At 40.6% G+C, this 22,928-nt stretch carries 19 protein-coding genes; 5 read left to right on the top strand and 14 right to left on the bottom strand.

Translation table 11 applies throughout. The annotated features are described in order from the left end of the window. Positions 1 to 3: 3 nt before the first annotated feature. From VGT41_06890 to VGT41_06850, 9 genes are all read right to left on the bottom strand, one after another. A complete protein-coding gene (locus tag VGT41_06890; GenBank protein HEV2601987.1) occupies positions 4 to 396 on the bottom strand; it encodes a hypothetical protein in 393 nt (130 codons plus the stop codon). Between the two features lie 212 nt (positions 397 to 608). Continuing rightward, positions 609 to 902, bottom strand: coding sequence for a hypothetical protein (locus VGT41_06885; GenBank protein ID HEV2601986.1), 294 nt, complete (start codon positions 900 to 902; stop codon positions 609 to 611). Between the two features lie 208 nt (positions 903 to 1,110). After that, positions 1,111 to 1,488, bottom strand: a complete 378-nt coding sequence (locus VGT41_06880) for a hypothetical protein (protein HEV2601985.1) — start codon at positions 1,486 to 1,488, stop codon at positions 1,111 to 1,113. 54 nt (positions 1,489 to 1,542) lie between these two features. Next, positions 1,543 to 1,845 (bottom strand): hypothetical protein, encoded by a 303-nt coding sequence (locus tag VGT41_06875; protein ID HEV2601984.1) that lies wholly within the window; start codon positions 1,843 to 1,845, stop codon positions 1,543 to 1,545. Positions 1,846 to 1,874: 29 nt separating this feature from the next. After that, on the bottom strand, positions 1,875 to 2,177 hold the full coding sequence (locus VGT41_06870) for a hypothetical protein (protein ID HEV2601983.1): 303 nt from the start codon (positions 2,175 to 2,177) through the stop codon (positions 1,875 to 1,877). A gap of 208 nt (positions 2,178 to 2,385) precedes the next feature. Then, positions 2,386 to 2,619: a hypothetical protein gene (locus VGT41_06865; GenBank protein HEV2601982.1), complete on the bottom strand. Its 234-nt coding sequence runs from the start codon at positions 2,617 to 2,619 to the stop codon at positions 2,386 to 2,388. Between the two features lie 136 nt (positions 2,620 to 2,755). Further along, the gene (locus VGT41_06860; protein ID HEV2601981.1) at positions 2,756 to 4,195 is read right to left on the bottom strand and encodes a hypothetical protein; all 1,440 of its coding nucleotides are present in this window, start codon (positions 4,193 to 4,195) and stop codon (positions 2,756 to 2,758) included. Positions 4,196 to 4,369: 174 nt separating this feature from the next. Further along, a complete protein-coding gene (locus VGT41_06855; GenBank protein HEV2601980.1) occupies positions 4,370 to 5,032 on the bottom strand; it encodes an ankyrin repeat domain-containing protein in 663 nt (220 codons plus the stop codon). A gap of 91 nt (positions 5,033 to 5,123) precedes the next feature. After that, positions 5,124 to 6,284, bottom strand: a complete 1,161-nt coding sequence (locus VGT41_06850; GenBank protein HEV2601979.1) for an ankyrin repeat domain-containing protein — start codon at positions 6,282 to 6,284, stop codon at positions 5,124 to 5,126. A gap of 237 nt (positions 6,285 to 6,521) precedes the next feature. Here VGT41_06850 and VGT41_06845 point away from each other — a divergent pair, with 237 nt between their 5' ends. The 3 genes from VGT41_06845 (at position 6,522) to VGT41_06835 (ending at position 11,133) form a co-directional block, all read left to right on the top strand. Further along, entirely contained in the window at positions 6,522 to 6,980 is a 459-nt protein-coding gene (locus tag VGT41_06845; GenBank protein ID HEV2601978.1) for a hypothetical protein, read from the top strand. 119 nt (positions 6,981 to 7,099) lie between these two features. Then, on the top strand, positions 7,100 to 8,212 hold the full coding sequence (ychF, locus tag VGT41_06840) for a redox-regulated ATPase YchF (protein ID HEV2601977.1): 1,113 nt from the start codon (positions 7,100 to 7,102) through the stop codon (positions 8,210 to 8,212). Between the two features lie 488 nt (positions 8,213 to 8,700). Further along, positions 8,701 to 11,133: a hypothetical protein gene (locus VGT41_06835; GenBank protein HEV2601976.1), complete on the top strand. Its 2,433-nt coding sequence runs from the start codon at positions 8,701 to 8,703 to the stop codon at positions 11,131 to 11,133. 2 nt (positions 11,134 to 11,135) lie between these two features. Here VGT41_06835 and VGT41_06830 read toward each other — a convergent pair whose 3' ends face one another. Continuing rightward, complete coding sequence (locus VGT41_06830) at positions 11,136 to 12,014, bottom strand: hypothetical protein (GenBank protein ID HEV2601975.1); 879 nt, start codon at positions 12,012 to 12,014, stop codon at positions 11,136 to 11,138. A gap of 288 nt (positions 12,015 to 12,302) precedes the next feature. Between VGT41_06830 and VGT41_06825 the strand changes: the two genes are divergently transcribed. Next, the gene (locus tag VGT41_06825) at positions 12,303 to 13,997 is read left to right on the top strand and encodes a family 1 glycosylhydrolase (protein ID HEV2601974.1); all 1,695 of its coding nucleotides are present in this window, start codon (positions 12,303 to 12,305) and stop codon (positions 13,995 to 13,997) included. 165 nt (positions 13,998 to 14,162) lie between these two features. On the opposite strand, the gene VGT41_06820 is transcribed toward VGT41_06825, so the two are convergent. Next, complete coding sequence (locus VGT41_06820; GenBank protein HEV2601973.1) at positions 14,163 to 15,383, bottom strand: hypothetical protein; 1,221 nt, start codon at positions 15,381 to 15,383, stop codon at positions 14,163 to 14,165. A gap of 38 nt (positions 15,384 to 15,421) precedes the next feature. After that, positions 15,422 to 15,598 carry a hypothetical protein gene (locus VGT41_06815; protein HEV2601972.1) on the bottom strand — a complete coding sequence of 59 codons (177 nt, stop codon included), beginning with the start codon at positions 15,596 to 15,598 and terminating at the stop codon, positions 15,422 to 15,424. 35 nt (positions 15,599 to 15,633) lie between these two features. Here VGT41_06815 and VGT41_06810 point away from each other — a divergent pair, with 35 nt between their 5' ends. Continuing rightward, positions 15,634 to 16,902 (top strand): glycoside hydrolase family 3 N-terminal domain-containing protein, encoded by a 1,269-nt coding sequence (locus VGT41_06810; GenBank protein HEV2601971.1) that lies wholly within the window; start codon positions 15,634 to 15,636, stop codon positions 16,900 to 16,902. 64 nt (positions 16,903 to 16,966) lie between these two features. Here the strand turns inward: VGT41_06810 and VGT41_06805 are convergent, their stop codons facing one another. After that, a complete protein-coding gene (locus tag VGT41_06805; GenBank protein HEV2601970.1) occupies positions 16,967 to 19,591 on the bottom strand; it encodes a hypothetical protein in 2,625 nt (874 codons plus the stop codon). Positions 19,592 to 19,668: 77 nt separating this feature from the next. After that, positions 19,669 to 22,911 carry a hypothetical protein gene (locus VGT41_06800; GenBank protein ID HEV2601969.1) on the bottom strand — a complete coding sequence of 1,081 codons (3,243 nt, stop codon included), beginning with the start codon at positions 22,909 to 22,911 and terminating at the stop codon, positions 19,669 to 19,671. Positions 22,912 to 22,928 lie beyond the last annotated feature (17 nt).

Genomic DNA, 22,928 nt, shown 5'->3' with positions numbered 1-22,928 from the left:
TTTTTAATAGCCAACTACATCAAGGGCTGCATCAACTGGCGTATAATAACCATAATCATCATAATCATCATAATCATCCCAATACGGGCCATCACCAATCCATACACCGCCACTCCAATAGCCACCACCTCGACGGCCACCATCATGGAAATGGCCTCTGCGACCTTCGCCACCACGTCGTCCACCATCACGACCTTCGCCGCCATGTGATACAGCAGCACGTCCACCGCCACCACCACCTGATACAGCAGCACGTCCACCGCCACCGCCACCATGGCCTCCACCGCCGTGACCTCCGCCACCACCGCCGCCACCGTGTGGAGCATACAATAATCCTGTCTGCGCTACACTTGCGATCACAAGCATAGATAACAATAATTTCTTAACTATATTCATATAGTTCTCCTTAAAATAAGACTTTAACCTCATATATTAATTCTATATGAAACAATCATAGCAGTTTTAAATGGCCAAAATCAAGGGTTTTCAACATGCATGATTTCTTATAGAATTGGCAGGCCATGTAGGAAATGATCCTAATTATACTGAAAAAGGCCCAGGAAAATCCCGAGCCTTTTTATAGTTCTCAAATATATGGCGCTAGCCGTTTATCGGCGATACCCACCATCACGTCTACGTTCATAACCACGGCCTCTACGACCCGAAAGAACACCGCCTACAACATCGCCAGTCACATCAGCCGCTGCATCAACGGTATCAACAGCCACATCAGCTGCTACATCAGTTGCGTATGGACGATCATAATCGCCTCTGTAGTATCCTCTATCGCCAGAATACTCTCTACCATCATAGTCGTAGCCATGATTACCAACTGTTACCCCTGTCTGAGTTGCCCCTGCAATAACGATTGCAGATAACAATAATTTCTTAACTATATTCATAATAGTTCTCCTGTGTTACATTGTACAAACATTAATTAATTCTATATGAAACAAGCATAGCAATTTAAAACATATAAAATCAATGGTTTTGAGCAAGCTTTGTTTCAACAAGAATCAACCGGGCAAGCAAGGCAATACCATCCAGTCACAAAAAAAGCCCGGGAATAGACCCGGGCCGTTTCATCGTATTTATATATACTCTATTTGTTTACTCACCATGATAAGCATCGGAGTGGCCTTGTTGATATCCGCGTTCTTCTGCTTGCTTATTTGATCTACGAAGGCGACGATCCTCATGGGCACCACTAACAACTCCAGCAACATTAGCCGTTGGACCAACGGTCGTATCAGCCGCTCTGTTAACTACACTATTGGGACTCTGATAATCTCCGTAATAGTCCTTATAACCTACCTCATCTACACCATAGGGACGGTCATAATCTCTATAATAGCCTTTCCTACCATAAAAATATCTCCCATCATGATAATAAACATGATTCCCATGATGATCCCTAGGTAATGGAGCTGCCTGAACCACGCTTGCCATAACAAGCATAGATAACAATAAAATTTTAACTACATTCATTATAGTCCCCCTTTATTACATTGCATAAACGATCATTTATTTATAAGGTTCTATTTAATCTCGAGTCGCATCTAATGCTTCTATAATGCGTTCACGTCTTTCTTCTCGTACCTCTGCCTCATTTTCCCTTTGTTCACGTGCATCTTCTCGACTGGCTCGCCGACGCGCACCTGCAATAGCACCTTCTCTACGAACAACTATTCTTGCCGCTCCATCGATAGGTTCCTCATCACAAGCGTATGAACAATTACCATAGCAATATCCATCTCGCCAATAACCGCCGGCATCTGCCGATCCCACCTGGGCAAGGCCAACGAGAGCAAACAATGCTAAGAACATTTTTTTAACTATATTCATAACGTTTCCTTTCCATTATCAATGGCCTACTATCTCCAATAATGATGCCGTCGATAATGACGATCTGCAATTGCATCGCCAATACTCCCTACAACACCACCTACGGTATCGGCAATCGCTTCACCACGGCTATAGTAAGGGCGACCGTAATAACCGTAACGATATGGATACCCATAGTAATCATAATCATCATAATCATCGTAATAATATGATGGGCGATAATAACGTCGATCATATCTTCGGTGATACCCGAACAGCGCTTCTGCAGATCCCACCTGCACAAGACCCGCAAGAGCAAATAATGCTAAGAACAATTTTTTAATTGTATTCATAAAAATCCTCCTTTTTGAAATAAAGGCAATAATCCATTTTAAAAACAAAAAATTCTATATGTAATAAAGATACCAAGTTAAGAATAGAAAAAGCAATAGTTTAAAGGCTTTTTCCCCATTTATAGCCAATTGTATAACGCAACCATTTTTTGCCATAAAAAAGACCCGGGAATAGATCCCGAGCCTTACAAAATCAATTACTTTGACGTTATTTATTGCATGAAGCGCAACAATTAGAATTGCACGTCATTGCAAACATAGCGAGACTTAACACACCTGCAGCCAAACATACATACCGTAGTGTTAATGCAAGAGCTGGCGTATCAATCATAAATTTAGTTAAAAATAAATCAAAACCAAACGGGTAAAGACCAACCATGATTGCAGCTAATGCCGTTAAAACCCACGCCACTTTTCCACAACAATGAACCAATGATTTCATGACTTCTCCTTAAAAAAAATGTTTAAAAATGTCTATCTTCTTGAAATACCATAAAAGCATTTCATACGCAATGTTTTACTGATTCAGAAACTTTATTAGATCCAATATCAGCAATGATATTCGTACTTATATCTAACTACCTACTACCTAATTCTTGCTCAGTTAAAATAACCTCACGTCCTTTTCTAATATCAATGTTATCGTATTCAGCACAAGCTTTATTGAATCGAGCAATCAACGGATCGTTTAATTCAATTTTGTTCTGATTTATCAAACTATCTACAATTTCTTTCATTTTCCAAATACCCAATTGCTCACCTGAGATAATGAGCGGATCTCGTTGGTCAAGCTTGTTGCTCACCAATGGCACCTGCGTAGTTGCCCATCGCGCCCAAGAACCAAGAGCGGAATATTCATTCGCTTTTTCTACAATGCTACTAAAGACTGACGAAACTGCATAGGGCACCCGTTCTTTCCGCCACTCAGGCCTATCATCCGCACCAGGTACATATTTTCTTGCACGAGCAATAGCTAACTCTCCCGCATGACTTACCGCTTCTAAATCTAGATGCTGCACTCCATGCGATTCTGGCTTAATAAAAAGATACTTTTTATCGCCAGCATGTTGACCCCAATGAGTAAATATATCAAATAATATCGTCTGCTTATTAGTCGGTAGTCCTGGCACATCAATACCTAAATTCTTCTTAGATCTATCTTTTCGATACTCATAAAAATGGGTTGATTGCCGCTGATATACCTTTGGATATGATTTTAACCAATTAAAGATTTTTTCTTGATGATCTGCAAGCACCCACATGCCTTCTTCAAACCCTTGTCCTTTATCGTATGAAAGCTTATATAAATACCAGATAAAGTCGCGAATCAAATCTTCGGATATCTTTGGAACTGAGCCATTAAGCACCTTTAGCATGATTTTTTTTCCATCAGACCATGGAGCACGCTCTAAAAGAATATCCAATTTTTGTAACGCATTATCAACCAAAACCCCTGCATCACCTTTTAATTTTTTCAATGCAGTAAGTTGATTTTTTAACGCAGTACCATCTTGCAGTAATTTTGTCCAAGCCTTCACTTGATCATCCATAGTGACCACCCGTTCCGCCAGCTCCCAATCTTCTTCTTGAGCCGCAGATGCCCCACCTTCCATTCCCTTATAAATTGTATCAACTTCACTTACCAAACCTTTTACAGTACGATCTTCCCCAACATTCTGCAAAACATCTTGACCTCCAAGTTGTGCGATCCCTCGTTCACGTTGTTCTTGCTGTATTCTATTTTCAACCTCTTGCTCCACGGATGTCTTGGGACCAGCAAACCAACTCTCACCTTCTCTTGTTGCTTTATCTTTAGCCGCTTTACGTTCGGCACGTATCTGCTTAGTAAGTTCCTTACGCCGCGCCTGATCTGCCACCTCTTGTTGCTGCTGCGCGCCCATCTCTTGATTATATCGCTGCCATTCAGAAAGACGTCGCTCTCTTTCAGCAGCTGGTGATATAGGCACAAAAAAAGCAGTCATACCAATCAAAACCATTATTTTTTTCATTACTTTCATATAAAACTCCTTAATTTTAAACCCCCACAATATATTCTATATGAAAACATAATAGCATTTTGACCACGCAAACCGCAACACTTATAAAATAAAAAACCGCCATCTGGACCCAGATAGCGGCATAAGAAACAAAAATTCAATAGTTATTCCGGCAAATGTATCTCAATATCGCCCTTATTGACCTGGCTCACGCAAACGCTGAGCCTCATCAAGCAAAGATTTCACTTTTTCATTCTGCGTATAAAATGATACCGGATAACCTTTTTTATTAATTGCAGCTGGATCAGCCTTTCCTTTCAATAATCTTTTAATAACCTCAATACTACGTTGTTTATCTTCTGCCTTATAATGAACCTGCACACGATGCATGAGCGGCGTAAACCCACGACTGTCACGCGCGTCGACACTGGCTCCGTCATTGAGCAATACACGCGTGGTACCAAGCTGATTGCTATTAACTGCAAAAAATAGGGGCGTCCAATTGAACCATCCGGGGCATGACTGATCAGGGTCAGCGCCTGCAAGTATGAGCTTATAAACCAAATTTCCCACACCCTTTTCAGCAGCCAAAGCCAGCACGCTTTTTTTAGAACGCGGGTCAATATAGCGAACGTCCGCACCCTCACGAATTAATTGATGCGCTTGCTCGTATTGTCCCTGACTGATTGCAGAAAATAGAGGACTTGGTTCCTGCGCGGCTTCTTTAACTTCCTCTTGATCAGCCATTTCTTGCACCACAGCATGCGGTGCGTTTTGCTGTTGAGGTGCATCGCCCCGAGGAATGCCAAAAACACCCATTATTAAGTTAGAAATAATCATAGTTTTAACGATATCCATACACATTCTCCAAATATAATTAATCCATACATATATAGTACATAAGCATCTTATGATGACCAAGCAAATAAGAAAAACATACTACTGCAAATCACCGTTGTTGTTGTTTATTTGCATGAGCCAGAAGCAGTTGATGCACTTTTGGATGATGATCTGGCTTTGCATAATCCCATGCGGAACATGATTGCCGAATGATTGTACCGTTATGACGCACCACTTTAGTTTTTGCTTCTACATCAGCTTTGTTATTAAGCAATAACTCGACCATCTGAGGACCAATTTTACATTGCTTATCATTAGATCTACATAGTGCATATAGCAAAGGAGTATCAGCAGCAGGCTTAGTTACAGTATTAACATTTGCATTACCATTAAGTAATATCTGAGTAGCCTCTACTTGATCCGCGGCAATTGCAGAAAAGAGTGGTGTGCGGCCGTCTACAGAACATACCGCATTAGGATCAGCGTTTAAATCAAGAAATCTCTGAACAAACAAATTACGCTGAGCAGCCAAGGCCAACAAATTTCTGTCAAAAAGTGGTTGCTCGCTCTCTGGTGTATCGCTCTTTGGTTTCAGAGGGGCATAATTTGGATTAATCGTTACATAACCAGCCTCTGCTAGACCCAACCAACCATTTACCTCTTCAGGTTTAACATCTACATATTTTTTATTTATTTCTTTATATCTAGCTTTGATCATTATATCAAATAACACCCGGCTTGCATCTTGCTTAACCTGCACGTGTTCTTCTTGAATAGCCTGCAATGCTTCTTGCTGCAATCTGGTCGCTTGCAGAAGTGATTCCCCCTTTTGCTCAACAGCCAGTTCTTTTCTCTCTTCAGCATTGTTCTGTAGTAATTCCTCAAGTAACAAGTCGTCAATTTGAGCTCGGTTAAAACCTGGTAAGAAACGTAAGTCTTTCGCTAAATCTCTACAATATTTACAAGCAACTTCAAGCAACGCTCTTCCCGATTTTGGATCAACATAGCCTGGATTAATAGTCGCCTTACCCTTTCGAACTTCACCGAGCAATTGTTTCGCTACTTCATACTCAGCAACACAAGCCGCATTAAAGACTGAATGACTAACATCTTTCTTTGCCACAACTACCGGATCGCGGCTTTCTTCATCAACTGCTGGGCGCATTTCTTGTTGCGGTACTTGTTGTTGTAATGCTATAGCACCATCTTGAGGAGACCCTACCCCCAACAACGCCAACCCTGCTGTCAATAGAGCTTCTGCCATATTCATAAAAAACCTTTCTGTTTAGTTACGCTGTGATTATACCTGTGCCACACAGCTTAACGCTTAACAATAAGAATTTAAAGTCATAAAAACAAAATCTTTTTAAATAGATGATGTTGTCACATTCATTGCAATGAAAACATAACACTCACGGTCGAAAAACGCACCTTTACGCATATACTATTATTTTGCTATGCTACAGCAATGTATTAATACAAAGTATAAAAACGGTAAATAATCCATATGCTATTCCTTTTATTTTTAATCGCTCAAATCACACTCATGATTTTCATGTTATTACATGATTGGCTTGATATTCCACCATTTACCAATATCAAAGCATTACGTGAGAAACATTCCTTAAATGAGTTAATTCTTTCCACATTGGTGAATGCCGGAACAATCGCGTGGTGCCTAATAATCTTACGTACTTACTATCCAGGACCATACCCATGCTGGGTAAAAATAAATTGGATAATTATCTATACGCTCCTTACGGTTGGCACAATCTGCGCATGGTGGCTTCCCTATATTTTTGGGAGTTCACCGGCACGTAAAGAGGGATTGAGCGAATATAAACACACACATACCTTTTTGCCCGCTCGCGGTGATAATACCGTTCCTAATACATTACATATACTCATACATATACAAGTTTGGTTTTGTTGTGTAGTGTCTTGGTATTTGTTATTACAAAAATAATACGGCTATAATCCGTGCATAAAGCTACGTCATCAAAAGAGATCTTTTGCGCATACACAACCATTTTGCTATGATAAGCAAAATAGCAGATAACAGATTAATAAAGGGATACTTATATTATGGGCATTCAGGCAGGTCTTGTTGGATTACCAAACGTCGGAAAATCAACACTCTTTAACGCACTGACCAAATCATCAGTACCAGCGGAAAATTACCCATTTTGTACGATCGACCCCCATGTGGCCATCACTGAAGTCCCCGATGAACGCCTTGCAAAACTTGCAGAAATCTTTAAATCACAAAAACTAATTCCTGCAACGGTAACATTTGTAGATATCGCAGGGCTGGTCAAAGGAGCCGCATCTGGTGAAGGACTCGGCAACCAGTTTTTAAGCCACATCAGAGAAGTGGATTTAATTTTACATGTCCTCCGCTGCTTTGAAGATCCTAATATTACCCATTCTGGTGCCACTATCGATCCCGTAGAAGATTATGATATTATTATCTCCGAACTTATTTTAAAAGATTTAGAATCTATCTCTAAACGAATCCCTCGTGTAGAAAAAGAAATCAAACTACATCAAACCAAACCTAAAGAGCTGAAAGAGTTTACTGCTGAACTAGCGTTGCTGCAAAAACTACACACACTTCTTGATGCTAGCAACCTGCATGGCGCACAGGAGCTCCTAAAGACCTCCGATGCTGTTACTGTTCCACTTCTTGCACCAAAAAAATTTCTTATCATCGCTAATACCGCTGAGCACGAGATGGAAAATAATGCATACGAAAATAATAAACATTACCAAGCGCTCATTAAAAAATTTGGTGCGGATAAGGTTATCCCAGTATGCGCCCGCCTTGAATGTGAGCTATCACAGCTTGAGCCGGATGAAGCACGAGAAATTATGGATCTTGCAGGCATAGAAGAACGTAGCCTGAACAGTATCATCAAAAAAACCTATGCAAATCTTGATCTCATCACTTTTTTCACCTGCGGTCCAAAAGAAGCCCACGCATGGCCGATCAAATCAGGTATGACCGTACGCGCTGCAGCAGGAGAAATTCATTCTGATCTACAACGAGGTTTTATCTGCGCTGATATTTTTAACTGTGCCGATCTTTTTGAATTTGGCAGTGAAACCGCGCTCAAAGAAAAAGGTAAACTCCGCAAAGAAGGACAGGATTACTTGGTACGTGATGGGGATCTGTTGAATATCAAGTTTAATGTGTAGCTAAGACCTTTTCCAGAAATGCCCATTATAGCCTATTCGGAAGCTAATCTCGCATGAGTTCGACCTAACGAGTTCTTATATTTTGTCGTATTTATTGTTGTAAAAATTATGCGAAATTAAAAACTTTTTACAGAATTATTGATATTCGAACATAGTCGTTGCGAGCTAGCGAAGCAATCTAGCCTCATAAAGTGACACCATAAGAAATCACAGGCTGGATCACCACACTGCGCACAGAAGCTGCGCTCCGTTCGTGATGACGCAAAGGCAACATCCTTTATCTTTTTGCAATGCATCATAATATACCGCTTAAATACATTGATGATTAGCGTCTTAGACTAAATCCCCTTTATTTGTTATCCACCCGCTCATCCCAAACGGCCGCCGATGCGTGTCATTCGTCTTATTCACCGAGAATCAATCTGTTGATTTTCAACAAGAGGATTGTGTACAATAGCATTGAATGGAGCACAAATAAGGAGATTTCCATGAAAATGATAAAAATAGTTCTTGTATATGGCCTCACTATTATATCCCCTTTATATCCGTCAGCTGCACCAGGAGATGTAGAGACTCACGCTGCAATACAAGCGTCATTAGAAGATCCTGCGGCAATCCGGGCACAGTTAGAACGCGAGCGGAGGCTTGAAGCCTTTCGAAAGCAAGAGGAAGTGCGTATACGCGCTGGAAAAGAGAAAAAACAAGGGACTCTTCATCGCCAGAAAGAGGCCGCTGGGCCAATAGCAACTCAGGAAGATACAAAAGAGGAAGAAGAGAAAGATGCTCAAGAACCTGAAACAATAAAATTATATACACCATATTCCGATCCCAAACTCAGAACGGTGCTCGGCAACGTTCCAAGAGCTATCGGAGAACATATTGAATCACTTGCAACACCAAGCCAATTTGGTGACCCTAATGCACCCAAAGCACTCAAACACATAAAAATCGCAGGACTTCAGGAAGCTGTCGCCGATATTAGCCCCGACGGCACATTCATTGCAACGGGATCTACAGATGGGCATGTATATCTACGGGAGCCAAGCGAAGGTAAAATATTCGATAAGTTTCGTGTATCAGAGCGAGAGATCGTGAAAATCCTGATCTGCAATAACACGCAACTCATAGTTACTCAGGATAGCGATGACAAGATATATATCTATGATAGAAAGACAAGAACACTGTTACCCGCCTTCACTTCTCCCTCACGCATAATATCTATTGCTGTAAGTAAGAATAACGCATTCATTGTCACCGGATGCACCGACCATAATGCATATGTTTGGAGCATACGCACCGGAGAATTACTCTTTACTCTCACCGGTCACACCGCACCAGTAAAGTTTGTTGCTATAGACCCTAAAAATATGTTTATCGTAACCGCAACATCCGACCTTAATGAGCCTATACGGATTTGGAACGCCACCAATGGAAATATTTTATATAGCAATGAAACAGGATTTCCTATAGGACCACAATTAGAATATAAAAAATGGGGAGCGGTAACATCGTTAGCTATCAGTCCAAATGGAAATTTCATCGCCGCAACGATCAATGCAACTGCCTACCTGTGGAGCGCTACCTCAGGAAAATTGCTGTATAGCTTAGACCACGATAATGCAATCACAGCATTGGCCTTCAGCCCAAATAACAAATTCCTTGTTACGGGAGGAGGCCAAACGATAAACGTGTGGCAAATCAGCAGTGGCACCTTATATAAAAAAATAGCACCGGGAAAACAACTGTTGACATTCAGCAGAATAGAGACTATTGCGGTGGGTAACAACAAGTTCATTGCTATTATCGGTGCAGCCCCCCTTCTTCTAAGTATATGGGATCTCGAAACTGGGAAGCTCTTACAAAAAGCAAAATCCTCTCCGGAATGGTCATGGCCGTCTATACCATTGATCATTAGTCCTGATGATCAATTTATTGTTACTTATAGCAATAAAGACAACGAAATAGATATATGGAAACCCAAACCCTCGCTCCCTCCCATCGCTCAGCTTGCACGTGAACAAACATTCATGCCTGAAATAATCAAAAATATGCAGGAACTTATAGCACAAGCGCAAGCGATCCAAAATTTTTCTCCCGAGATTATCAAGCAAATGGAATACGAATTACAATATCTGACCAGACTTGATCCTGCCGCAGACGAATCTAATCATATCTATATAACGCAACAAACCATTAAACGTCTTTTTAATAGGGGAAACAATGATATACGAAATCTGGCACTTATGACTCAGGCAACGGCAATACCTAATTTCCCGCCGTATTCCATCTTGAACATGCAATCTATCATTCGTACCATAAAAACGTATGATCCTGCAGCAGAGGAATCAGAAAAATTGTACGCAAAACAGGAAGAAGACCTTACAAAGCTTTTTAATGAAGGTCAAGCCGCAGCACAATTGATCACTCCCGTCATTATCTACACCCAGCGGTTACTTGAACAAGCGAACAAAATGCCTGATTTCCCCCAAAAGGAAAAAGACCGAATGTTAGGTGCTACTAAGGGATTAAAGGCAAGAATCGAGTCCGACATCGGCATGGTAAGAGGAGGAAAGCATCTCAGTACTTTGGTCACCAACACTAAAGAGCATATTACGAAAATAGCCAGTGAGGCAATGCTATCTCCTACCTTGTCACACGCACGTCAGCTACTACAACACGCCGATCAGATGCCCAACTTCCCCCAGATACTGAGAGAAAAAATACAGGAATGGGTTGACCGTCTGACAAATATTATTGATGGCACTTCTGCACTTGCACTACAAGCCGACTTTGATTTTCAAACTTTTATTCGCGATGCAACAGCAGAAATCGACACCGCGTTTGAACAAGGAAAACAAGAACATATAAAACAAAGCATGGTTGGCCCAGCAGCTGATTTAGGGGGCATGGGAATACAGTAGCCTCAATCAACCAAATCATGTTGCATAAAAATAACTTCACGCCCGCGGCGAACATCTAAATAATTATATCCTACTAATGCCGCGTCAAACCGCTGTATGGCTTGTTGTTGGAGGTTATTGAGTTTCTTCTTTTTACTCAAATCATGCACAATTTCACGCATCTTTTTAATACCAAATGTTAACCCCAAATTTTCATACTGCCGCATGCAACTGGTATCACGACATAACTGCGCTATTACTTCACGCCACCTCATCGCCACAGCATGCGGAATCACTTCATGGCGAGCAGTTGCAGCATCTAATAATGATGGCTTATATCTTTTTTTTATAACATACCGCAGATAATCCCTTAAATGCGCAAAGCGATCCGATAAATACCGCAACCCATATCCTTCTGGCTCAATAAACATGTACCCGTTTGGAAGCAACCCAAATAAAATATGATGATTATTATGCGGCAACAGTAACCGCTCACGCAGCTCCTTTGGTATATCAATACCATAATGGGGCGTGTAATACTCTTTAAAATGAGAAGAAATCCGCTGATACACCTTGCTATACCGAAACAAAAAATTAAAAACAACGCTATTAGCATCTTGCAGCACATACATACCTTCTGCCACCTGCTGACCGGAAATAGATGCAATCGCATCCAGGTACCAAATCAACGAACAGATATCTTCTAAATGTTCCTGCTCTGTTTTATCTTTAAGATATGCAGAAACACCATATGTCAGCAAATCTGCCAGAACATACCCGCCACGCACTTTTTTCTGTCGCACGACCTGCTCTGTCAGATTATCTACCTTTTTTTCAACAGAAACGTTATTTGCTAGAAAAAAGGCTACTATTATTGCGATACATATACGCGGCACAAACATACAAACCCCTATTACATGTTACCCATCTCATGCCATTCCCACACTCCAGCAATTTCATACAGACATATAGTAAGAATACAAAAAAAATATAATAAACAAAACGAAAGGCGGCAAATGGCTGTTTAAAAGCCGATAAAAACAAAGAAATACGCCTACACGCTATGATCAACAGCGGTAAAACCCATGCTTGCCACCAAGCTGTTGACAGCTATCACCCCCCGTACTACCCTATTTATAATAGAATAAAAATAGTTTGTACGCAGTGTTAGCACAGATGAGGCATATATCATGAATGAAAATCGATCGATCGGGTCACTTTTACTCTTAACTCTAACCTTTCAAATAAGCGGTATACCGCTCATCAATCATCCCAAAAGAATAGCCGCGCTCACTGCTGCCACCGCCCTTGTGTATCAAAAAGCAAAACAATATCAAGAGTTCAAAAAAGATTTCGCCTACTGGGATTGGAAGGCTATTGGCACTGATGATGGAGAAAATTACAACCCAGACTTTACGTTACACCCCGATGATCTACCTGAAGGAATGTATTTTGGCGCAAGTAATGCTGCAATACAATCAGAGGGGGGTATTATAGACAGTACCTACAACCACTCTCGCCACCGCGCAAAATATCCAGCATTACAGGGAGACGCTAACCAATCATGGTTGCGTTGGCAGGAAGATTTAGAACTTATTAAAAAGCTTGGGCTTAATCAATATAAATTTTCTATTGAATGGAGCCGTATACAACCAACGCCCGATACATTTGATATGGATGTATTAAAAGAATATGCTTCACGATGTATACAGCTGATAAAGAACGGCGTAACTCCTTTTATCACCTTCCATCACTATAGCGATCCGGCATGGTTCATGTATCCAGACGGAGAAACCCCTGTTGGTTTTGAAACCGAAGAAAATAGCAAAAAATTTGTAGAATACTGCTGCACGGCTTTTGAATACATAGATAAAGAATGTAAAAAAGCGGTTAAAAACCGTTCACGAGCAGAAAAAGAACAATTAATGCCTCGATGGATTACCATGAATTCTCCAAATGCATATGCCCTCAACGGCTATTTTCGTGGAGAGCGTCCACCACAAGCAACCAACATGCAACGGGCATTGGACGTATACGAAAACATCCTCAATGCGCATGGCGCCGTATATCGAGCAATTAAAAATAGTGATACGAATGCACAAATCGGCATATCACACAATATCTTCCAACTTGATCCTTTCTTTGATGAGAACAAATTTATACTCTCTGCATATGCATCATGGGGAATTGGATATCTAAAATCATGGTTCGGTAACTGGCTTTCAAATAGCGCTGGATGCCGATTCTTTACTGACAAGCAACTGACTATGCTCATCCCATTTGTGGCATCAAAAAATATGCGCCCAGACCGATTACTAAAAGCATTATACAATCGAAACACCGTAAACCCTGACGAAAGAACAATCGATTTCATCTGCTTAAATTATTACAGTCATAATGGTATGGATAGCTCTAAAGATCCATTCCCGTACCCAAATGAAATCAAAACTGATTTGCCACGATACACCATATATGCTGAAGGGCTCTATCGTGCAGTTAAAGAAGTATCGAATTTAGTAACAAAACCATTAGGCGATATCCCAATATATATCGTTGAAAATGGTGTTGCTGGGGACGATAACCTGAGAGCATTATTGCTCAACCGAAGTCTTTATGCAGTATCAAGATTATACAAAGAAGGATATAACATAGCTGGATATTCTCATTGGACTTTATATGACAACGCCGAATGGGCAGATGGTTATGATATATATTCTTTCGGCCTTGCTGATAAATATCGCAATATAAAAGAAAGCGGACTCCATTACGCAAGACTCATTGCGCCTTTTACTCAAAAAAAAGATAGATTGCAGTTCACTACAACAAACAAAGAACAAGAAAAAAAACCAAAATTTGGCCGTCGATATACACCTAAATTGAGCTAATTATTTTTTAGATATCTTATCAAAGGGATGCATCACCATGCATCTCTTTTTGTATACATACAACTCATAAAAAAAGATCCCAAATCGCTGCATTACAACTTTCTGGGATCTTTACATCACATTCTTATACAAAAGCCTGCCAAGTATATATCGTATAATTCGATTTTAATAACGCACATCCTGCGCTACATCGCGCGCTGATATGTCCAAATCTCTCAGCATTGCGTCTCTCACTTTCTCACGTCCGACCCTAATAGTTTCCAATTGCTCCGCAAGGTCCCCCTGTGGAAGCTGTAATAAAAATTCAAATGGCTTTCCGTGATCGAACATTCCTATCAATGCAATCCCTGCCACCGTATTTTTATATTCGTGCTCAAAGTTTTCGATTTTAAAATCATTACCAAATGACGAACTTCCTCGATATGCAGTTCGGGCAATATATATCGCTTGTTGCAAATCACCTGCATGCAAAGCTCTCAATAAATCTATAAACGCTGAATCCGCTGGCGCAACCAACTGCCGATCTGCTGCCAGCTGACGACCGATCGATGGTATGAGCAACGCGGTAATGTCCTTATTATCCGGATTGTCTTGTGGGATATGCCCTTCATACGCGGGCCGTCCCTTATTGATCCCTTGTATCATTCTTTGTATCATATAACGCACATTTCTACGCGCTCCTTTATCATCGGTTATAATGAGCGCTGTCAATAATGGCTCCATGAGATTTTTTATTAAATCCGGTAACCGTTCTTTCTGCTGTTCTTTTAAGTTCGCAAACGACACACGTTTTTGTAATTCTGCCTTCTGTGCTTCGACACTCTGCTGTTTGATTTGCAAAGCACGAGTGTTTTCTGCTTGGCGCTGTTCTGTTTCTGTTTTTTGTTTAGCCAAATTCTGTTCAAGTTTTTGCAAACGTAAAGCTTGTTCTTTTTCTTGTTCTGTTAATTCCTGCTTGCGATTTTGACCTGTAAGCACCCCTTTTTGCAACTGCTCAATGCGTGCCTTCACCTGCTCTTCTTCTCTTCTTTTTCTTTCTCGTAATACTTCTGCATGCCGACGATGCTCCTCTTGTGCAGCAACTTCCTCTGCAGACGGCATCGGTTGCGCCGCTACTGCCGGCACTCGCTCAACTCGTCTTGGTTGTTCCAACGGTTCTCTACGAGGGGCCGCTTCTGTCGGCCCAGTAGCTCTTCGAACGAGACGCTCAAGCGCTGCTGCATCCCTACGTTCCAGCTCTTGGTTTCTCCGTTGCTGCTCGCGCTGTCGTTCCAACATGCGTGCCAATTCTCGCGATCGGCTTTGCTGTGATTGCATTGCCACTGTCTGCACGCTACTGCTTATCAGTATTATCCCTGCCAATACATATATACATAAAACTTTCATATCTCTTTCCCCTTTAATCAGTTAATACTTGGATTCACTCATTGCAGTGTAGCAAAATCGACATGCCAGAAGCAATATCTAATATGCATGCCTTGTTCTAACTGAATTTTGCCAGCACCTAAAAAGAAATGACTAGGGAACTTTGGCTTCATCCGACATGCATCAACCGCTGCTACCATGCATTGACAAACAATAAGAGCATTAATTATATTCAAGCAATCTTTCTCACTCCCCTAAAGAAGGAATTTGTATGAATAGGATTACTCTATTTTTATTATGTACCACTTTTCTGTGCCCCGTGCTTGTTGTGACATCTATCAACACTACGCACTACAATGATGACTGGGTCAACACCTCCCTTAAAAACATGTCCTTGCGCGAAAAAATCGGACAATTATTTATCCTTGCAGCAGTTGCTGATGAATCTCGCCACAAAGATTTTATGGTAACCGCACCATATAATATAACAACTGATTACATAAAACATATCATCACTACCTATCGCCCCGGCGGCATCATTTTTTTAGGGAAAGGAACAACAAAACATATTGTCGATGCCACCAACATGTACCAAACATTAAGCACATCCCCCCTTTTAATTGCACTTGATGCGGAATGGGGACTTAGTATGCGACTGCAAGATGCGGTAGTATTCCCTCGCAATACAATAGTAGGCGAAATTAATGATGTCGACCTCACCTATCAAATGGCACAAGAAATTGGTCGACAACTTACGCTCATTGGCGTTCACTGTAATCTTGCACCGGTTGTGGATGTTAATAATAATCCACTCAATCCCATAATTGCCACACGATCGTTTGGTGACAACCCTGAACTGGTTGCCCAACACAGCATCGCCTACATGCGTGGGCTTCATGATGCTGGTATACTATCTTGCGCAAAACATTTTCCGGGTCACGGAGATACCACAACCGATTCGCATCATGATTTGCCCGTCATTGAACACACAAGAAGCCGTTTAGATACCATTGAATTATATCCATTTAAAGAGCTTATAAAAGCGGGGACCCCTGCAATTATGACTGCACACCTGTGCGTACCGGCACTTGAGCCGACACGAATACCGACCAGTCTTTCTCATACTGTTGTCACTGATGTACTCAAAAATGAACTCGGGTTTACTGGTTTGGTGATCACCGACGGTCTTGGTATGAAAGGGGTAACACAACAATATGCACCAGGAGATATTGAGCTCCAGGCATTCCTTGCTGGCAGCGATATGTTGCTCTGCCCCGTTGATATGCCAAAAGCAGTCGCACTCATTGAGCAAGCCATCATCAATGATACAGTTTCAGAACAAGAATTAGATGCACGTGTTATAAAAATTTTGAAAGCAAAACAATGGGCTTTTTCACAACATCCTGCATCACTACATCCTGTATATGATTATGAACAGCTTCATACAGCACATGCATATGATCTGCAGAAAAAACTCACCCTAAAAGCTGACGCTATAACGGCTGGTCAGTTCCAAGAGTTTACACCAACTCAAAAGTAAAAATATATCGGCGAATGCATCATCACATGCATCCGCCGATATTTCATACCTACCAAAAAGCTTCTTATTTTGCCGCAACGCGCTGCAGCACTTTTAATTGATCGCGCTGGTCTTGCAAATACCGCTGCAAATACTCAATGACTGACGCCGCTTGCCTATCAAGCAACTGTTGATAATTCTCTGGCTTGCTCGCATGAGACCATGTATCGTTTAATGTTTTCTTAACAACTTCTTTTAATGCTACTGAATTATTAAGCGCTGCAAGCATTGCATCCAATGCATCTATAGCAACTTCGGCAATCAGTTTATTGACAAATAACCGCCGCAACGGCTTAAAAATCTGAGCGCGTGCGATAGCCACAAGCAAATATGCATCTCGCTTTCTTTGCTGCCATCCTGCGTTAATTGGAGCTGGAAACTCGAACCCATGTTCTTGTTTTGTAATAGAGCCATTAGATAATGCCTGTATGCGATTAACTATGTTTGTATACAAAACAGACAACAGAGAATGTCTGAACTCTACCATAAAATTACGAAAATCTTCTGTTGTTTCAGCCCCGACGCCTGCCTGTTTGACAATGGCGACTATACCATTGCAAACCCCCGATAGGTCATTATGTTCAAGTGCTGAAATCACCCCTTTTAGCCGATTTTTATATAATGCGTAGGTAGTGATATCATTGATATACTCTTTGTTATTAATCACATCATCGAATGACTCTTGATCCGCCTTTTTGACTCCTGTATCTAATGCAACAAGGCCATTCATTAATTTCTTATAATTTTTTGTTATATTAAATTCTTCAAGCGTCATTAATAAAAGACCATATGGCTCAATCATTTTAACAAAATCTTCTTTTGAAAATCCAAGCGCTACTAAAGAACCAACGCTATTTTTTAGTAACATATCAAACAGTTTATATATATCTTCACCTCGTCTAAATAATGCGGTAAATCGTGCTTGCACCTTATGAGCAAGAGCGTCCCCGTATATTCTATGCAACTCTTTGTACAATTGTGCTCCTTGGTACGACTGAAGACGTAATGATTTTGCCGAAGTACCCTTTTTACCTTTTTGGACTCCTTTTAGTTCAGCCTGCTTTTGTACTTCTGCCTGCCCATCTATTTTTTTAGATGTTGCTCGCGCTGCACGCAATAGTCGTAGTACAGCCATCTCTTTTGCATGCGTATCATATAAAGCAGCTAACTTGTTTCGATTATTCTTAAATAATAAGTCATATTGCCTTACAATTTCATCCTTATTGTCCGGATTACTTTTAATGAGTTTAGCAAGCTTATCTATACTATCTTTCTTTTTATCACCAACCCGTTTAGTCATTTTTCGCAATGCACCTTCTAAGGCAGGAAATGTTGTAATAGTTTCCCAATGTAAAAGACTATCCATGTCTGTAACAGCTACAGGAACCACTAACTCTTGAGCGCTCTGACCAGGCGTAAATGTTTTTTGATAATTATCAATTAATACAGATAACAGAGAAAGAATCAGAACCCTATCATCTTGCTCCATAACATCTACATACAATAACTGTTTTTGGATTGTAGCTGATAATCGTCCTGCAAGCTCTTTTGATTTAACACCCTTGCGCATTACAACTTCAGGCTTAGATAACAACCTAAGGACCGGCTCATCAAATGATGCGCCCACAGCTCCTAAACCAAGTTTTTGCTGCATTCTGCTATCTGAATCATCAAGCCATGAATCTAGTAAATAGGGAGGTGCATCATTGCTAGGACGCTTATAATGCAAAAAATCTTTATTTATACAGAGCATCAGTAAAAACTCAACCAACTGATCTATGCTTCTTGCTGCTGTTATCGCTTGAATCACTTGATCGTTTGAAATGTACTTATTTGCATCATTCTTCGGCTCTTGCGCAGGGATTCTATATAATCCTGCAAATACAACCACTAAATAGCGCATCGATTGTGGATCAAGCCTATCCTTATTAAATAATGCCTGTCCAAACAAATGCACTGCAGCGGATACTATGGTATCAAGATTATTATTCACATGATCTAAATTATCACATTTATTTTCTTCTAAAAATGCATCAAATTGTGCATCACGAATCTCTCGCAATTCTGCACGCTTAAAAAAGTGGTCATTCTGCAAAAGTTCTGTGCACGATTGTTTCACACTTTTTTTATAATTTTCAAGGGTCACTGGATATGACGTACTCTCCTCAGGCTTTATACATGTTCTTGAAAGTGTTACTAATGTATCAATTAACAAGATATCTGATTGTTGCTTCTGTTCATCGGTTAATACTGCAAGCGCTTGTTCGTCAAGCAATGGCAGTTCAGTTTTGCCTTGAGTAGCTCTACCTTTTGACGATTTACTAGCTTGTATTTCAGCAAGAAAATCTCTGCGATCTCCTGTTGGCTTTGGAGAAATAGTCTTGACTGCTGGCGCAACTGGTGCTCCTGGTAAGGGTGGTGCCAGTGGAGCTACAGGAATACTTTTTACCGGAGGAACAGTTGGAATAACATATGCTCTTTCCAGAACATTTGGTGCTGGTGGATCATTCGGAATGGTTAAATTTACGACGGTATTACCAATCTGAGATCCATTATCAAATGCATATAACAAATCGGAAACAGCAAAAATATAGGCTATACATACAATAAGCCGCATTAAAAACAGAATAATTTTTTTTTCACTCATCATTATTACTCCATGTAACTACTACAACAATTTTGCTATCAATATCATATGAACTCTACTGGACAAAAACCCCTACCAAATCAGAAGCCCGCTAATGCAGCTTGTTCTTCAAAATATTCCTGTCGAGCTTGTTCTGCATGTTTCTTAGCTTCTGCTTCTTGTTCTGTTACTTGTTCAACATTTTCTTGCGGCACAATACCAACGGATGCGCTTTCAACACCCACTGCTCTTTGTAATACTTCCAGCTGATCCCGCTGCAATGTTAAATACTCCTGGATGTACATTACAATCGCACTAACTTCAGCAGTAAGCAGTGCTTGATAATTAGCCGGCTTGGCACCAGACCATCGCTCATCTAATGTTTTTCGTACTACTGCCTGCAATGATTGCGCTTTACGTACATCTTCAAGTGCTTTATCAACCGCACCTATAAGCCCTGCATCCATAATGGTTTTCCCTACAAATACCTGCTGTAGTGATTGCAATGATTGAGCTTTGACGAGCGCAACCAATAGATATGGATCTCGCGATCTGCGGGTCCATCCTGTATCTGCGGATGGTTCAGGCAAGGTAAATGCATGTTCTTTTTCTACGATACCACCCTGAGATAATGCTTGTATGCGACTAACTATTTTTAAGTAGAATATCTCACTGAGCGTTTTTTCCATTTCGTTCATCAACATACTAAATGCCGAAGTGTTAGTAATGTCGATACCAGCAGACTGCATTACTGCAATGCCTCCCTCACCACGTACCGGATTTTTAGAAAGATATAGATCGGCTTGCTTAACCAGTTGCTCTATAGCAGTACGCACTTCACCAATGTCAAAATTATCAAACGCTATTCGTATGTTTTTTAATCGATTTTTATACAATGCATACGTTGTTATATCATGAATATATTCTTTATTATTCACCACTGCATCAAAAGATTCCTCATCAGCTTTTTTAGTTGCTGTATCTAATGCAACCAATCCATTAACTAATTTTTGATACTCTTTTGTTTTATTAAACTCCGCAATCATCATTAATAAAAGACCATATGGCTCAACCATTAATGCAAAATCTTCTTTTGAAAACCCAAGCGCAGATAATGATCCAACACTCTTTTTAATTAATTGATCAAACAGTTTATAAATATCATCACTACGCCTATATAATTTAGTAAATCCATCTTTTACAAATGGTGGAAGGTCTTCCCAATAAATACCCTGTAAGATATGATATAACAATGCACCTTGATATGCGGTAGCTAATAATTCCTCTGCTTGTGCAAATTTATTCGCCTTTTTAAGCCCCTCTGCCTCAGAACGTATCTTTTGACAGCGAGCGCGCGACTGACGCAAACCGCGTAATGCCGCAACTTCCCTAATATGCTTTATATACAATGCGCCTAAACTTTCTAAATTTTCTTTAAATAGTTCTTTATATAAAGCCTTTACTTCGTCATCCTTATCTGGACTGGTTTTAATCAATTCAGACAGTTTTTCTAAAGCAGCCTTTTTCTCTTTTGCAGTTACCTGCTTTACTATTTTCTTCAATGAATTTTCTAAATCAACAAATGTTTCAATTTCATTCCAATGCAATAATGTATCGAGATCTACCGCTCCTTGTGATATCGGGCCCTTAGCTGGCTGCACTGTCTCTTGATAATTACTAATTACTAAAAACAGAGGATGATTTAATCTTTTTTCATCCTCAAGATCCAAAACTTCCGCGTACAATAACTGCTCACGCATTGTTGAAATCAAACGCCTAACAAGTCCTAATATAGCTCCTTTACTATAATATTCGGGCTTAGAAAGGAGCTGCAATACTGGAATCTTCCATGGTTCACCGGGCTTCTCTTTTTCTTGTGGCTTACTATCTTCTTCGTTTAACCATGAATCCAACAGATAAAAGGGTGGGTTATCTCCCGGACGTTTATAATGTAAAAATTCCCTATTAATACACAACATACTCAACTGGTCAATTAACTGCTGCATGGTACGTGATTTTCCAACCGCTGCAATAACCTGATCATTTGAAACTTTCATCGACGCATCATATTTTCTCTCGTTTTGAGGATTTCGATACAATCCTGCGAAAACAAGCACCAAATATCGTATTGGTTGCTCTTTCATTGCAGCAGGATTAAAGAGTGCACTGCTAAACATATCCACACCAGCAGTAACAATTGCATCAAATTTATCATTAACTACATCCAGATTATGCAATGCATTATCTTTTAAAAACGCATCAAATTTTTTATCTCTAATTTCTTTGAGTTCTGCACGTTTAAGAAACAGTTCATTTTTCAACAGCTCTGAACATTCTGCCTTTACACTCTTTTTATAATTCTCAAGGGTCACCGGATATATCTCTCCTGGTGTTGGCTTTACACAGGTTCTTGAAAGCATCACGAGTTTATCAACCAGTAAGGTATCTGATTGCTTTTTCTGCTCATCGGATAATTCCTGCTGCTCAGCTTCCCCAAGCGCTGCCAACTCCTTTTTTTCTTGTTGTTGTTCGCCACGTTTGTTCTTTCCGCCCCGTATTTGAGATAATAAATCTCTGCTACCACTTGCTGGAGCACTTGGTGCCACGGGAGCCATGGGGACTTGAGGCGCGCCTGGTATGCTTGGTGCTAATGGAACTGGCGGTGCCCCGGGAATCGCTAACGCTCCTGGCACAGTTGGGACTAATGGGGCTGATGGGATAGATGGCGCTAATGGCACATTTTCGGCACCCGCTTCTGCAATAACTACAGACTCAGAAATAGGCGCAGTCGGAGTAGGCGCAACTGATTGTGAAACAGCCCTTGATAATTGAATCGGGTGATTTGAAATAAACACCCAAATGCCGTCTCTTTCGCTCCAATAATACTCACCCTTATCACTATCTTCTATCGACAAGACAGGTTTTACTACTGATCCAGTGGGAGCATGTTCTAATAACACCAAACCTTCTTGACGTACCTGCTTCCAGTTGCCTTGCCCTTTCGCGCGTTCCGCCTGCGATGTAGGACGTAATACGTATGTTTCTCCTTCGTGTGGCTTTTGCAAAACAATTTCATTTTCACCAACAATCCGCACCGGACCGAGAGGGAAATATTTTTTTATATAGGCCATCAACTGCCGCTCAACATCTTTTTGCTTTTTATTTTTCGCGATCTGCAGCAATCGCTCTAAATCAGATCTCACTTGCAACTCTGTTTTACTTGGATTAGTCCTCATTTTATCCAAAAACTCTTGTGCATATAATACAGCTTTAATCTGACCAGCGTATATTGCTATCGCCACAACACAGAAAAAAAAGAAATATATATTTTTTTGACTCTTCATCACATTCCCCACCAATA

The organism is Candidatus Babeliales bacterium (assembly GCA_035944115.1).
Classification (GTDB): Bacteria; Babelota; Babeliae; order Babelales; family Vermiphilaceae; genus DASZBJ01.
Note: the sequence above shows the minus strand (reverse complement) of the source record. Positions and strands in the feature narration are given on the sequence as shown.